This window comes from Streptomyces sp. NPDC085900 (assembly GCF_044540925.1).
GTDB lineage: Bacteria > Actinomycetota > Actinomycetes > Streptomycetales > Streptomycetaceae > Streptomyces > Streptomyces gilvifuscus.
In genome coordinates this window covers 783,143-796,235 of the sequence record NZ_JBITSP010000001.1, presented here as the reverse complement: position 1 = coordinate 796,235, position 13,093 = coordinate 783,143, and the positions used below count along the sequence as shown (strand labels likewise).

The 13,093-nt window shown below is 72.4% G+C and carries 14 protein-coding genes and 1 tRNA gene; 8 read left to right on the top strand and 7 right to left on the bottom strand.

Going from position 1 to position 13,093, the window contains the following annotated elements:
- Positions 1-8 precede the first annotated feature (8 nt).
- Positions 9-536 carry a GNAT family N-acetyltransferase gene (locus tag ACIGDI_RS03535; protein ID WP_399889867.1) on the top strand — a complete coding sequence of 176 codons (528 nt, stop codon included), beginning with the start codon at positions 9-11 and terminating at the stop codon, positions 534-536.
- A gap of 73 nt (positions 537-609) precedes the next feature.
- On the opposite strand, the gene ACIGDI_RS03530 is transcribed toward ACIGDI_RS03535, so the two are convergent.
- On the bottom strand, positions 610-2,655 hold the full coding sequence (locus tag ACIGDI_RS03530; protein WP_399889864.1) for a DHA2 family efflux MFS transporter permease subunit: 2,046 nt from the start codon (positions 2,653-2,655) through the stop codon (positions 610-612).
- 179 nt (positions 2,656-2,834) lie between these two features.
- Between ACIGDI_RS03530 and ACIGDI_RS03525 the strand changes: the two genes are divergently transcribed.
- Entirely contained in the window at positions 2,835-3,782 is a 948-nt protein-coding gene (locus tag ACIGDI_RS03525) for a peptidoglycan-binding domain-containing protein (protein ID WP_399889861.1), read from the top strand.
- Between the two features lie 221 nt (positions 3,783-4,003).
- Here the strand turns inward: ACIGDI_RS03525 and ACIGDI_RS03520 are convergent, their stop codons facing one another.
- Positions 4,004-4,672, bottom strand: coding sequence for an HAD-IA family hydrolase (locus tag ACIGDI_RS03520; RefSeq protein WP_399889858.1), 669 nt, complete (start codon positions 4,670-4,672; stop codon positions 4,004-4,006).
- A 170-nt stretch (positions 4,673-4,842) separates the two neighbouring features.
- Complete coding sequence (locus ACIGDI_RS03515; RefSeq protein ID WP_399889855.1) at positions 4,843-5,424, bottom strand: TMEM165/GDT1 family protein; 582 nt, start codon at positions 5,422-5,424, stop codon at positions 4,843-4,845.
- A gap of 390 nt (positions 5,425-5,814) precedes the next feature.
- Here ACIGDI_RS03515 and ACIGDI_RS03510 point away from each other — a divergent pair, with 390 nt between their 5' ends.
- From ACIGDI_RS03510 to ACIGDI_RS03495, 4 genes are all read left to right on the top strand, one after another.
- Positions 5,815-6,459, top strand: coding sequence for an HNH endonuclease family protein (locus ACIGDI_RS03510; RefSeq protein ID WP_399889852.1), 645 nt, complete (start codon positions 5,815-5,817; stop codon positions 6,457-6,459).
- Positions 6,460-6,544: 85 nt separating this feature from the next.
- Complete coding sequence (locus ACIGDI_RS03505) at positions 6,545-8,173, top strand: alkaline phosphatase D family protein (protein ID WP_399889849.1); 1,629 nt, start codon at positions 6,545-6,547, stop codon at positions 8,171-8,173.
- A 241-nt stretch (positions 8,174-8,414) separates the two neighbouring features.
- Positions 8,415-8,867, top strand: coding sequence for a DoxX family protein (locus tag ACIGDI_RS03500; RefSeq protein WP_399889846.1), 453 nt, complete (start codon positions 8,415-8,417; stop codon positions 8,865-8,867).
- A 175-nt stretch (positions 8,868-9,042) separates the two neighbouring features.
- Positions 9,043-9,663, top strand: coding sequence for a DedA family protein (locus tag ACIGDI_RS03495; protein ID WP_399889843.1), 621 nt, complete (start codon positions 9,043-9,045; stop codon positions 9,661-9,663).
- Positions 9,664-9,676: 13 nt separating this feature from the next.
- On the opposite strand, the gene ACIGDI_RS03490 is transcribed toward ACIGDI_RS03495, so the two are convergent.
- On the bottom strand, positions 9,677-9,904 hold the full coding sequence (locus ACIGDI_RS03490; RefSeq protein WP_399889840.1) for a DUF2277 domain-containing protein: 228 nt from the start codon (positions 9,902-9,904) through the stop codon (positions 9,677-9,679).
- 94 nt (positions 9,905-9,998) lie between these two features.
- Here ACIGDI_RS03490 and ACIGDI_RS03485 point away from each other — a divergent pair, with 94 nt between their 5' ends.
- Positions 9,999-10,901, top strand: coding sequence for a ketopantoate reductase family protein (locus ACIGDI_RS03485; protein WP_399889838.1), 903 nt, complete (start codon positions 9,999-10,001; stop codon positions 10,899-10,901).
- A gap of 10 nt (positions 10,902-10,911) precedes the next feature.
- Here the strand turns inward: ACIGDI_RS03485 and ACIGDI_RS03480 are convergent, their stop codons facing one another.
- The gene (locus tag ACIGDI_RS03480; protein WP_399889835.1) at positions 10,912-11,385 is read right to left on the bottom strand and encodes a carboxymuconolactone decarboxylase family protein; all 474 of its coding nucleotides are present in this window, start codon (positions 11,383-11,385) and stop codon (positions 10,912-10,914) included.
- 85 nt (positions 11,386-11,470) lie between these two features.
- Positions 11,471-12,385, bottom strand: coding sequence for an aminoglycoside phosphotransferase family protein (locus ACIGDI_RS03475; RefSeq protein WP_399889832.1), 915 nt, complete (start codon positions 12,383-12,385; stop codon positions 11,471-11,473).
- A gap of 126 nt (positions 12,386-12,511) precedes the next feature.
- Between ACIGDI_RS03475 and ACIGDI_RS03470 the strand changes: the two genes are divergently transcribed.
- Positions 12,512-12,838 carry a hypothetical protein gene (locus tag ACIGDI_RS03470; RefSeq protein WP_399889830.1) on the top strand — a complete coding sequence of 109 codons (327 nt, stop codon included), beginning with the start codon at positions 12,512-12,514 and terminating at the stop codon, positions 12,836-12,838.
- Positions 12,839-12,880: 42 nt separating this feature from the next.
- Here ACIGDI_RS03470 and ACIGDI_RS03465 read toward each other — a convergent pair.
- A tRNA-Val gene (locus ACIGDI_RS03465) sits at positions 12,881-12,952 on the bottom strand.
- Positions 12,953-13,093 lie beyond the last annotated feature (141 nt).

Here is a 13,093-nt window from a genome sequence, read left to right as displayed (position 1 = left end):
TGGGGGCCATGACCTGGACCATCACTCCGGAGCCCTACGACTCCCCCGTGGCCGCAGCCCTCTGGCGGGCCTACTACACGGAAGTCAGCGACCGCTGGTACCTCCTGCACCACGGCCGCCGCACGGACCCCGCGGAACTGGAGCGCGAGATCGCCGCGCGGACCGGCGCGGAACTGGCCCCGCCCAAGGGCGAGCTGCTGGTCGCCCGCTGGGACGGGGAACCGGCGGGCTCGGCCGGCGTACGTCTGCTGGACGCGGAGACCGCGGAGCTGACCCGGGTGTTCGTGCACGAGGAGATGCGGGGCAGGGGCGGCGCGGCCCTGCTCGTCCGGGCCGCCGAGGAGGCCGCCCGCACCCTGGGCGCCCGCCACCTGATCCTGGACACTCGATCCGACCTGGTCGCGGCCCGCGCCCTCTACGCCCGCCTCGGCTACGAGGAGACGGCACGCCACAACGAGGACCCGTACGCCGAGCACTGGTTCCGCAAGGACCTGCGGCGAGAGCCCGCCGACGCGCCGGCCGCGACGGAGGCGTAGGGCCTGTCGTCCGGGTCGGCTCGGTGTCTCGGGCGGAGCCGAGCCGAACGACAGGCCCGAGGGGGGCCCGGTCTCAAGCGGCCCCCTCCACCGCCCCCTTGTGCGGCTCCTCCCGCTCCGACCCGCACAGTTCGCCGTTCAGCTCCCGCACCAACTGCACGAGGTCCGTGGGCCGCTCCGGCCCCCACCAGTCCCCCAGGAGCCGCGCCAGCGACTCCTCCCGGGCCTGGGCGAGCCGCTCGGCGACCTGTCGCCCGCTGTCCGTCAGCACCAGTTCCAGCCCCTCCCGCACGGCGAGGCGGCGCACCTCCACCTGCCGGGCGGCCTCGATGATGACGTTCAGCGGCACGGAACTGCGTTCGGCGAGCACGGCCGGCTCGGCCCAGCCGTACCGCCTGATCCGCAGCAGCAGCCAACTGGCCGCCGGCAGCAGGTCGTAGCCGGCCCGCTCGGTGATGTCCTCGTACACCTTGCGCCGCCCCTCGCGCGTGCCGAGCACGGACAGCGCCCGGCACACCTCGTCGTACGAGGACCGTTCGACGGGGTTGCTGGCGAGCGTCTCGGTGACGTCGGGCGCGGTCACGGAGCCGCGCAGCGGGTCCTCCTTGAGGAACCAGGCCAGGACGAAGCCCAGGAGGGCGACGGGGGCGGCGTACAGGAAGACGTCGGTGATGGCGGAGGCGTAGGCGTGCAGGGCCGGCGCGCGCAGTGCGGGCGGGAGTGAGGCGATGCCCCGCGGGTCGGACTCGAGGGCGTTCGCCGAGACGCCTCCCGGCAGCCGCTCACCCCTGAACGCCGCCGTCAGCTTGTCGCCGAGGCGGCTCGCGAAGACCGTGCCGAAGATCGCGACGCCGAAGGAGGCGCCGATGGAGCGGAAGAAGGTCGCGCCGGAGGTCGCGACTCCGAGGTCCTCGTAGGAGACGGCGTTCTGCACGATGAGCACCAGTACCTGCATGACCAGGCCGAGTCCGAGGCCGAAGACGAAGAAGTAGGCGCTCATCTCGAACGTGGAGCTGTTCTCGTCGAGGCGGTGCAGCAGGAGCAGCCCGAGGGTGGTGACGGCCGTGCCCGCCACCGGGAAGACCTTCCAGCGGCCCGTCCGGCTGACGATCTGCCCGGAGCCGGTGGACGACAGCAGCAGTCCGAACACCATGGGGAGCATGTGCACACCGGACATGGTGGGTGTGACGCCCTGCACGACCTGCAGGAAGGTCGGCAGGTAGGTCATCGCGCCGAACATGGCGAAGCCGACGATGAAGCTGATGACGGCGGACAGGGTGAACGTCCGGATGCGGAACAGCTTCAGCGGCAGCACCGGTTCGGCGGCCCGCCGCTCCACCGCCACGAACGCCACGGCGAGTACGACGCCCAGCACGGCCAGCCCGACGATCTGCGCCGAGCCCCACCCCCAGGTCGTGCCGCCCAGCGAGGCGACGAGCACCAGACAGGTGGCGACGGACGCGATCAGGAACGTGCCGAGGTAGTCGATGACGTGCGGGGTCTCCTTGCGCTGGATGCGCAGCACGGCCGCGATCACCACGAGGGCGATCACGCCGACGGGGAGGTTGATGTAGAACACCCAGCGCCAGCTGAGGTGTTCGGTGAACAGGCCGCCGAGCAGCGGTCCGAGGACGCTGGTCGCCCCGAACACGGCCCCGAACAGCCCTTGGTAGCGACCGCGCTCGCGCGGCGGCACGACGTCCCCGACGATCGCCATGGACAGCACCATCAGCCCGCCGCCGCCGAGCCCCTGCAGCGCGCGGAAGGCGATGAGCTGCGGCATGTTCTGCGCCATGCCGCACAGCGCGGAGCCGATGAGGAAGATCACGATCGCGGTCTGGAACAGCCTCTTGCGCCCGTACTGGTCGCCGAGCTTGCCCCACAGCGGGGTCGCGGCGGTCGAGGCGAGCAGGTACGCGGTCACCACCCACGACAGGTGCTCCAGCCCACCGAGGTCGCTGACGATGGTCGGCAGCGCGGTGGAGACGATGGTCTGGTCGAGCGCGGCGAGCAGCAGCCCGAGGAGCAGGGCGCCGATCGAGACGAGGACGTTCCCGGGTACGTGCGGGTCCCGTGCCTCCTGCCGGTGCCGGGTCACTGTGCTCGCATCCCCTGCCATAAGGCCTCCCAACGGTCGCCGTGCGTCCTCGACGCACCTCCCATCGTGGTCGGAGTGACCGGATATGGCCCGTCGAGTCCTCGGAAGCCGGGATTCCGGGGGCTTGTGGAAGACGGGGTGAGGGAGATCTGCATAATCTCTGGAGTTCGCGAGGGGAGCGCGAGGGGAGGGACGAACGCGTGACAGACCCCGAAGGTCACCTGTGCCCGGAGTGCGGTGCGCCCAGAGGCGGTGACAACACGCCGTCGTGCGGCTGCGCGCAGCGGGCGTCCGACGCCCTGCGCGAAGCCCGTACGGCGCAGGCGGCCGCGGCGGAGGACTTCGATCCGCTGCGGATCAGGCCGTACGTCGACCTGGAGGGGGCGACGGAGGGGACGATGCCGTTGCGGGCGGTCGGCCCGGACCTGCGCCCGTTCGAGACGGCCGACCCGCCCGGCCCGAGCGCCCCGGCCGACCCGCCGGCCACTGCGCCGGCCACTGCACCGGCCACTGCACCGACCTCCGCTCGGCACCCTGGCCGCCGACGCCCCCGTACGCGCACCGTCCTGCTCGCCGCGGGCGGCGCCGTCGTGGCGGTGGTGGCGGCGGCCGGACTGGCCAGCGGGCTGTTCTCGTACGAGCCGCCGTCGCGGGACACGGCACTGCCGGACGACGTGCGCGCGAGCGTCCCGGAGGCGCCGACGAGCAGGGCACCGAAGTCGCCGTCACCGTCGACCGTCCCGGCAGGGCGGCCGGCACCGACGGCGGCGGCGCCCACCGCGACGCCGTCCCCCTCGGTCTCAGCGTCTTCCACGAGCGCCTCGCCGTCGCCCTCCGTGGCCCCGACGCGCAGTCCGGCCACGCCGACCGCCACGTCCTCGGCGACCGGCACGATGACCGCGGGCAACGACCAGCGCACCCGCCCGCCGGTCCTGCGCCGCGGCGACAGCGGCCCCGAGGTGAAGGAACTGGAACTGCGCCTGACCCAGCTCGGCCTGTACACACGAAAGGCGACCGGCCACTACAACGAGGGCGTCGAGGACGCGGTCACCCGCTACCAGCAGGCCCGCGGAATCCAGCCACAGCAGTACGGCGTCTACGACCTCGAAACCCGCTCCCACCTGGAGTCGGAAACGTCGGAACCCTGAGCCACGAGCTCCCGGAAACGCCGGAGTCCTCAGTCACGCACTCCCGGAAACGCCGGAGTCCTCAGTCACGCACTCCCGGAAACGTCGGAGTCCCAAGTCACGGCCGACCGGGGTACGTCACCACACGCCGCCCGAGCCTCGAAACCGCCCTCGCACGCGCACCGCGACTACAGTCCGAGCCGCCCGAGCCCAGCCCGGCGCGACATGCCAGGCCCGGCGCCTCAGCGCACGCAGATCCGGATCGTGCCGTCCACCGTCGCCTCGACGCGTACCTGGGTGAGGTCGCGGACGACGACGTCGGGCTCGTGGAAGTCGGCTCGGGGACCCACTCCCACGACCCGCATCCCCGCGGCGCGGCCGGCGGCGATGCCCGCGGCGGAGTCCTCGAAGACGACGCAGTCGGCGGGGGCGATCCCCAGCTCGGCCGCGCCCTTGAGGAATCCCTCCGGGTCCGGCTTGCTCGCGCCGACGCTCTCCGCCGTGATGCGCACGCGCGGCAGCGGCAGCCCCGCCGCGGCCATGCGGGCCGCGGAGAGGGGAACGTCCGCAGAGGTCACCAGCGCGTGCGGCAGGCCGTTCAGGGACGCCAGGAACTCCGCCGCACCGGGGACCTCCACGACCCCGTCGGTGTCGGCGGTCTCCTCGGCCAGCATCCGCGCGTTGTCGGCGTGGTTCTGCTCCATGGGACGGTCCGGCAGCAGGACGGCCATCGAGGCGTGGCCCTGGCGCCCGTGGACCACCTTCATGACCTCGTCCGCGTCCAACCCGTGCCGCTCGGCCCAGCGCCGCCAGATGCGTTCGACGACGGCGTCGGAGTTCACGAGGGTGCCGTCCATGTCCAGCAGGAGGGCGCGGGCGGTCAGGACGGTGGGCACGGCGGTGACCGTCATCGGCAGCTCCAAGGCAGGGAGGGGGGAACAAGGCGGCCCCGCCCGCCGGTCAGGGGAAACGGGCGGGAGCCACTTTGTTTCTCTACGGTACAAAACATGCCCGCCATCCGCCACCGCCTCCCGGAAGAGTTCACCGGCCGTTCAGCTCCCCCGCCGCCCGGCCGGCGGCCTCACCCGGCCGCGGCCTCCCACAGGCTCCACACCCCGAGCCCCGCCATCAGCAGCGCGGCGATCTTCGTGATCAGCTTCAGCGGCACCCGCTTCATCAGCGCCTTTCCGCCGACGATGCCCAGTCCGGCCACCGCCCACAGCGCCAGCACGGCACCGAGCCCCACCGACAGCGGGTCGTCGTAGCGGGCCGCGAGGTTCGCCGTCATGATCTGCGTGAGGTCACCGAACTCGGCGACGAGGATGAGCATGAAACCGGTGCCCGCGACCTTCCAGAAGGACTGGTCCTCGGGCCTGCGGATCTCCTCCTCGCCGTCCCCCTTGCCGAACAGCAGCATCGCCGCGCCGCCCAGGAAGAGCAGGCCCGTGATCGCGTGCACGAGCCGCTGCGGCAGCAGGGTCAGCACACTGCCCGCCGCCACGGCGAGCACGACGTGCAGCAGGAACGCGGCCGCGACGCCCGCGAAGACGTACGAGGCGCGGTAGCGCGCCCCCAGTACGAGGCCGGCGAGCGCGGTCTTGTCCGGAAGCTCCGCGAGGAAGACGACGCCGAAGACGAGCGCCAGGACGGTGATGCTGATCAAGGTTCCTCAATCGGTCGGGGCTGCCCCGCCGAGAGTGCTGAGCCTTCGCACACGACACCTCGGCACGGCAGCGCACACATGTCACCCGTGCCGTACGGCACGGGCGTGCACTGCTCTGCCGAAGGTCTCGCTGGCGAGGTCCACGAGGGACCCGCCTCCGGGCGCCGGCTCAGACGAGCTGAGCAGTATGTCGACGGTCCGGCGAAGAGCTACTCCCCTTCTGCGCCGTCCATGGTACGCGACGAGCCGTCGGGCGAAAGTTCAGCCGTACACCTTGTCGTGTCATGTACGCGTCACTAGCTTCTTACCGAACGCACACCCGGACGCAACACGGCGCCGGGAGCATTCCCCTGCTCGCACCCAAGGCCCCCACACCACAAGGGAGTTCGCATGCCGAAGTTCTACGCGCGTCGACGGCTCAGCATACTCGCGGCTCTTACCGGACTCATAGCCTCCGTCGGGCTCCTCAACGGCCCGAGCGCCTCCGCCGCCCTCCCCACCCCCGTCAGCGCCGCCACCGCGCGCACCTACCTCGCCTCGCTCACCGTGGCGACGGAGAACCGCACCGGCTACAGCCGCGACCTCTTCCCGACCTGGATCACGATCAGCGGCACCTGCAACACCCGCGAGTACATCCTCAAGCGGGACGGCACGAACGTCGTGACCGACTCCGCGTGCGCCGCGACCAGCGGCAGCTGGTACTCCCCCTACGACGGCGCGACCTGGACCGCCGCCTCCGACCTGGACATCGACCACCTCGTGCCGCTCGCCGAGGCCTGGGACTCCGGCGCGAGCAAGTGGACCACCGCCCAGCGCCAGGCGTTCGCCAACGACATCACCCGCCCGCAGCTGCTGGCCGTCACCGACAACGTGAACCAGTCCAAGGGCGACCAGGACCCCGCCACCTGGGTGCCGTCCCGGTCCGCGTACCTGTGCACCTACGTGCGCGCCTGGGTCCAGGTGAAGTACTACTACGACCTCTCGGTCGACTCCGCCGAGAAGTCGGCGCTGACGAGCTACCTCTCCGGCTGCTGATCCGACGACTGATCGTTACGCGCGGAACCTCCCCCCTCACCTCCGTCGTTCCGTACCGTACGGGGCGACGGAGGAGCGTGAGTACGTGGCCGAACTGCGCCTGGGTCCACTGCTGAGGTATGCCGACGGTTCGTCCGCGACCGTATGGGTCGAGGCGAGCCGCCCCTGCACCGCCGAGGTGCGCTGCGCCGACGGCTCCGGCGGCGAGGCCCGCACCTTCCAGATCGCGGGCCACCACTACGCCCTGGTGCCGGTCACCGGCCTGACCGCGGGCACGACGACGTCGTACGACGTCCATCTGGACGGCGCCCGCGTGTGGCCGCCGCCCGACTCCGGGTTCCCGCCCTCGGTCATCCGCGCCCCGCGCGAGGACGACGAGGTCCGCGTCTGCTTCGGCTCCTGCCGCTGGGCCGCCCCGCCTGCCGACGAGCCGGACCCCGTCGGCCCGGACGCCCTCGACACGCTCGCCGTCCGGATGGCGGCCGACTCCGAGGGCGAACGCCCGGACGTGCTCCTGCTGCTGGGCGACCAGGTCTACGCCGACGAGACCTCCCCCGCCACGCAGCGCTGGCTCGCCGCCCGCCGCGACCTCGGCGACCCGCCGGGCAGCCAGGTGGCCGACTACGAGGAGTACACCCACCTCTACTACGAGTCCTGGCTCGACCCCGAGGTGCGCTGGCTGCTGTCCACCGTGCCCAGCTGCATGATCTTCGACGACCACGACGTCATCGACGACTGGAACACCTCCGCCGCCTGGGTGGAGGACATGCGGGCCACCCCGTGGTGGCGGGAGCGGCTGCTGAGCGGCCTGATGTCGTACTGGGTGCACCAGCACCTGGGGAACCTCTCGCCGGCCGAACTCGCCGCCGACCCGCTCTACGCGGCCGTGCGCGAACTGCCCGACGGGACGGACGAGTTGCGCGCCTTCGCCTCCCGCGCCGACGTCGATCCCGCCTCGGTGCGCTGGAGTTACCGGCGCGACTTCGGCCGCACCCGGCTGGTGATGGTGGACTCGCGGGCGGCCCGCGTCCTCGACGAGGAGAACCGGGCGATGCTCGACCCGGGCGAGGATCGGTGGCTGCGCGAGCAGGTGCTGGACGCCGGGGCGTACGACCACCTCCTGATCGGGACCTCGCTGCCCTGGCTGCTGCCGCACCTCGTGCACGACGCCGAGGCGTGGAGCGCCGCCCTGTGCCGGGGGGACCGGGGGGCGCGCTGGGCGCGGTTCGGCGAGGACCTGAGGCGGGGGGCTGATCTGGAGCACTGGGCGGCCTTCCCGGCCTCCTTCGCCGCACTTGCCGAGCTGATCGCGAAGGTCGGTTCGGGGGAGGGGGCGCCCGCGACGGTGCTCGTCCTGTCGGGCGACGTCCATCACGCGTACGTGGCGGAGGCCTCGTGGCCCTCGGGGTCCGGGCCGGACGCCCGGGTGCTGCAACTGACCTGCTCGCCCGTGCACAACGCCGTGCCACGGGCGATCCGCGTCGCCTTCCGGTTCGGCTGGAGTGCGGCGGCGCGGGTGCTGGGGCGGCGGTTCCTGCGACACGGCCGGTGCGCGCCGGCGCCGGTCAAGTGGCGCAGGACCGGCGGGCCCTGGTTCGGCAACCAGCTCATGACGCTGACGCTGAGGGGCCGTTCGGCGCGGCTGCGGCTCGAACAGGCCCGGGGAGAAGGGGTGTTGAGGACGGTGGTCGAGTCACAGCTCAGCTCCTCGTGAGCGGCGGGGCCCGAGGGGAGCGGATTCGGTCACACTTTCGGGCCCGCGAGGCCGCATGGGAGCGCTCCCACGTGCGTCGACACGGCGGACGGCACGGGGAGCAGCGCGGACCCGTTGGCCAATGTTGAACTTCCAACATCATCTCGGCTGACCTAACGTAAAAAGCTCGTTCGGTACCGCCGTCCCATCAACCTGTCATGTCCCCGACAGGTCGCGACAACACCGAAGGAGCACCCCCCACATGACCGCTCGCCTCAACTCCGCCCAGCCCTACGCCCTCGGCCTGTTCCGCATGGTCGTCGGCCTGCTCTTCGCCTGCCACGGCGCCGCCTCCCTCTTCGGCGTCCTCGGCGGCGCGTTCGGCACCGGCGCCACCGTCCGGGCCGGCGCCTGGCCGTCCTGGTACGCCGCCGTCATCGAACTCGTCGGCGGCGTCCTCGTCCTGCTCGGGCTCGCCACCCGCGCGGCGGCCTTCATCGCCTCCGGCTCCATGGCGTACGCCTACTTCAAGGTGCACCAGCCGCACGCCCTGTGGCCGATCCAGAACGGCGGCGAGCCCGCGGCCATGTTCTGCTGGGCCCTGCTCCTGCTGGTCTTCACCGGCTCCGGCGCGTTCGGCCTCGACCGCCTGCTGGCCAGGCGCTCCACGGCGCGGAGCGGACGGGCCGCGGAACAGACGCCGGTGGCCGCCTGACACTCCGACGCGGGTCGGCAGCCGGGTGAACGTCCGGTGCCGATCCCACGTGGCCCCCATGAAACTCCCGTCACACCACGGGCGTACGCTGTATGGCTGTTGATGGCCGCCCTGCCGCTCCCCTGCGACGTCGCGGCACGGTGTGGTCCACGGGGGAGTTCACGGGGAGTCTGCGGTGCTGGAGAGTGTGGGGTCGTTGACCGGGACCCCTTGGATCTACGCCATGGTGGCGCTGTCGGTGCTGCTGGACGTGTTCCTGCCGGTGCTGCCGAGCGGGGTGCTGGTCATCACGGCCGCCACCGCGGCGGCCGCGGGCTCGGCGACCGGCCGCGTGCCGCACGACGTCCCCGACATCCTCGCCCTCACACTCTGCGCCGCCACCGCCTCGGTCCTGGGTGACCTGGTCGCCTACCGGCTGGCCTGGCGGGGCGGCGAACGCCTGGACCGCGCCATCGCCCGCTCCCGCCGACTGACCGACGCGCAGGAACGTCTCGGCGTCGCTCTGGCCCGAGGCGGCGGCGCGCTGGTCATCCTCGCCCGCTTCGCCCCGGCCGGCCGCTCCGTCGTCTCCCTCGGCGCGGGCGCCGCCCACCGCCGCGCCCGCGACTTCCTGCCCTGGTCGGCGCTGGCCGGCCTGACGTGGGCCGCCTACAGCGTGGCCCTCGGCTACTACGGCGGCCAGTGGCTCGGCGCGACCTGGCTGGGGACCGGCGTCTCGGTCCTCGCGCTCTTCGGGGCGGGGGCCGGGGCGGCGTACGTGATGCGGCGGCCGGTCAAGGCGTCCGAGGTCGGCTGACCCCTACCGCCCCTCAGGCACTCGCCTTCTGCTGCCCCCGCACCTCCAGGCCGTCCAGCAGCTCCGCCGTGGCCTGCGCGATCACGTCGACGGCGTGGTCGAACACCTCCTGGTTGTGTGCGGCGGGCGCCCGGAAGCCGGACACCTTCCGTACGAACTGCAGGGCCGCGGCCCTGATCTCCTCCTGCGTCGCCTCTTCGGGCAACGCGGGCGGGCGAAGTGTCTTGATGCTCCGGCACATGGGAACAGTCTCGCCCAACTCGCCGCCGGCTGCGATGATCCGTTCCGAGGCGGCCACCGTCGTGGGGCCGACCGGCGAAGGGATCAGAAGCATCATGGCGAACGACGCACTCACCGTGGCGGTGCTGGGACCCGGCGGCATCGGCGGCCTGCTCGCCGGACTGCTGGCGCGCGCCGGCCACCGCGTGATCTGCCTGGCCGGCGAGGACACGGTCCAGGTGCTGCGCAGGGACGGCATACGGGTGCGCAGCGGGAGGTTCGGCGACTTCACGGCCCGCGTCGAGGCCGACACCGTGCTGCGCGAGCCGGTCGCCGCGTGCCTGGTCGCCGTCAAGCACACCGCCCTGGAGGCCGCCCTCGACCGCGTCCCGCCTTCGGCCCTCGGCGACGGCCTCCTCGTACCGTTCCTGAACGGCGTCGAGCACCCCGCCGCACTGCGCGCCCGGTACCGCCCCGATCTGGTCGCCCCCGCCGTCATCCGCGTCGAGTCCACCCGGGTCGCACCGGGCGTGATCGAACACGGCAGCCCCTTCGCCGAGATCGACCTGACCGGCGAGGGCGTGGACCGCAAGCGCCTCGACGCGCCGGCCCTGGCGCTGGAGGCCGCTGGGCCGGTCACGCGGGTGCTGGACGACGAGACGGGCGCGCTGTGGGCGAAGATGTCGTTCCTGGCGCCGTTCGCCCTGCTGACCACGCTGCACGCCCTGCCGCTGGGCGAGGTACGCACACGGCATCGGGAGGAGCTGACGGCACTCGTCGAGGAGACGGCCGCCGTCAGCCGGGCCTGCGGCGGTCCGACCGACCCGGCCCGGGCGATGGCCCGCTACGACGCCTTCCCGCCGCAGACCAAGTCGTCGATGCAGCGCGACGCCGAAGCGGGCCGGCCCCTCGAACTCGACGCCATCGGCGGCGCGTTGCTGCGGGCGGCGGACCGGCACGGGGTGAGCGTGCCGGTGACGGCGCGGGTGGTACGGGAGTTGGCGCGGCAGCACGCCTGACCCGAAGCCCTCAGCGGTACTGGCCGACCTGGTAGTCGCCCGCGGGCTGCCGCGTCATCACATTGCCGCGGTTGAAGGCGTTGATGATGGCGATCTGGGCGACCAGTGCCGCGAGTTGCTCCTCGTCGTAGTGCTTGGCAGCGCTCTCCCACACCTCGTCCGGGACGCCGCCGGCCGCGTCCGCGATGCGGGTGCCCTGCTCGGCCAGCTCCAGCGCGGCGCGCTCGGCCTCGCTGAAGACGGTGGCCTCCCGCCAGGCCGCGACCAGGTTGATGCGCACGGCGCTCTCCCCGGCATGCGCGAGCTCCTTGGTGTGCATGTCGACGCACCCGGCGCAGCCGTTGATCTGACTGGCCCGCAGATTGACGAACTCCCGCGTGGCGAAGGGCAACCCCGACTCCCCCAGCGCATGGCTCGCGGCGACGATCTGCTTGAACGCCTTGGCCGCGACCGGGCTCGCCATGAGATTCAACCGAGCTTCCACGATGCACTCCTTGTCCGTCTGTCACCGACACCCATGGGACGAGACACCTCCGGCCGCTGTGACACGGCCGGAAGTGACCTGGGTCTCATGCAGCCGTTGCGACGAGTCGCCGTAGCGCGGCGTGGGCGGGTGGCCCCCAGGAGGGCTTGCCGCCCGGGCGGCCGCGGACTCCGGCCTCTCCGATGAGGGCGCAGGAGAGGGCCTTGAGCAGCGCCCAGCCGCGGGCCCGGCGGCGGGTCGCCGTGTCGGCGGCGGGCCGGTAGGCGTCGTGGAAGCGGTCGACGGCGCCGTCCGGCAGCAGCAGCCAGGCGGCGGCGAGATCGCAGGCCGGGTCGCCCGCGCAGAGGTCACCGAAGTCGATCACGCCGCACAGGGTGCCGTCCTCGGTGAGGACGTTGGCCGGATGCAGATCGGCGTGCAGCCACAGCGCCGGCCCCTGCCGGCGGGGCGCGGCGAGGGCGTCCTCCCAGACCGCGCGGACGGCCTCCGGGTCCGGGAGCAGCCCCAGCTCGGTGGCCGACGCGAGCATCCCCGCGAATCCTTCGGCGCTGTCGGACAGCGGGCCACCGCGGTCGCGGCCGGACGGTGCCCCCTCGGGGGCGGGTCGGTGGAGAGCGGTCAGGAAGGCGGCCAGGGTTTCGGCCGCCTCCGCCCCACGCGTGACGGGGGCACGGTCGGCGGGGGTCCCCGGCACCCAGGTGGTCACGAGCCAAGGCCGCGGGAACCTCGCGGAGGGCTCGCCGACGCGCTGCGGGACGGGGACCGGCAGCGGAAGACACGGGGCGAGCTCGGGAAGCCAGGCGTGCTCCTTGCGCAGCAGCGCGTCGGCGGACCGCGTCGCCCAGGGCATCCGGACGGCGAGGTCGTCGCCGACGCGCCACAGCTGGTTGTCCCAGCCACGGGCGCCGAACTCCACGGGCAGACCCGCCAGGTCCGGATGCTGGTCGCGCAGCAGATCCCGCACCAGCTCCGCGGTGATCTCGATCTCGGTGTCGGTCATGCGGACCCACGCTAGCCGGACGGCGACACGCCGCCCGAACCCCAACTGCGGCGCACGCCAACCCCATTCGCATGAACCCCCCGAACACGCTCGCATCCCAAAATCGAACAGGCGTAGCATTGTGTCGTGGCAACGACCTATGACTTTCCGAGTGACCTCCTCGCCGGTCAGGAGGAGCTGCATCAGGTCCGGGCCGAGCTGTCGGCCCTGCTCAAGCGCCTCCCCTGGTCGGTCGAGCCCCTGGACGGATTCAGTGACAACGGCGGCTGGCGCAAGGTGGAGCGCCCCGCCTCCCCGGGCTGGACACCCGACGAACAGGCCGAGGTCGAGAAGCTGCGCCGCCGCGAACACGAACTCGCCGTCTTCGTCACGACCCACCGCTTCTGGTCGGAGGTCACGGCCGGGGACCGGGTGGAGGCCCGCACGAGCCTGAAGCACGCACACGAACGGTGAACGCAAAAAACCCCGGCCGAAACGGCCGGGGTCTTCCCACGGTGGGCGCGGACGGTTTCGAACCGCCGACATCCTGCTTGTAAGGCAGGCGCTCTACCCCTGAGCTACGCACCCGGGACGAGTCGACAGCCTACCTTGCCCAAGGCAGTGCCCGGCAAACCCGAATCGGCAGCGTGTTCGACACGGGGGTTATCCCCACCCCCGATCCGCCGGTGGCCCGGATCCCCTTGGGCTGCCGGGTTGCCTAGCGTCGGA

Bases quoted from the DNA above. Each gene is read 5' to 3' on its own strand.
- ACIGDI_RS03510 (WP_399889852.1), top strand. From the start codon at position 5,815: ATGCCGAAGTTCTACGCGCGTCGACGGCTCAGCATACTCGCGGCTCTT.
- ACIGDI_RS03500 (WP_399889846.1), top strand. From the start codon at position 8,415: ATGACCGCTCGCCTCAACTCCGCCCAGCCCTACGCCCTCGGCCTGTTC.
- ACIGDI_RS03535 (WP_399889867.1), top strand. From the start codon at position 9: ATGACCTGGACCATCACTCCGGAGCCCTACGACTCCCCCGTGGCCGCA.
- ACIGDI_RS03530 (WP_399889864.1), bottom strand. From the start codon at position 2,655: ATGGCAGGGGATGCGAGCACAGTGACCCGGCACCGGCAGGAGGCACGG.
- ACIGDI_RS03490 (WP_399889840.1), bottom strand. From the start codon at position 9,904: ATGTGCCGGAGCATCAAGACACTTCGCCCGCCCGCGTTGCCCGAAGAG.
- ACIGDI_RS03520 (WP_399889858.1), bottom strand. From the start codon at position 4,672: ATGACGGTCACCGCCGTGCCCACCGTCCTGACCGCCCGCGCCCTCCTG.
- ACIGDI_RS03475 (WP_399889832.1), bottom strand. From the start codon at position 12,385: ATGACCGACACCGAGATCGAGATCACCGCGGAGCTGGTGCGGGATCTG.
- ACIGDI_RS03485 (WP_399889838.1), top strand. From the start codon at position 9,999: ATGGCGAACGACGCACTCACCGTGGCGGTGCTGGGACCCGGCGGCATC.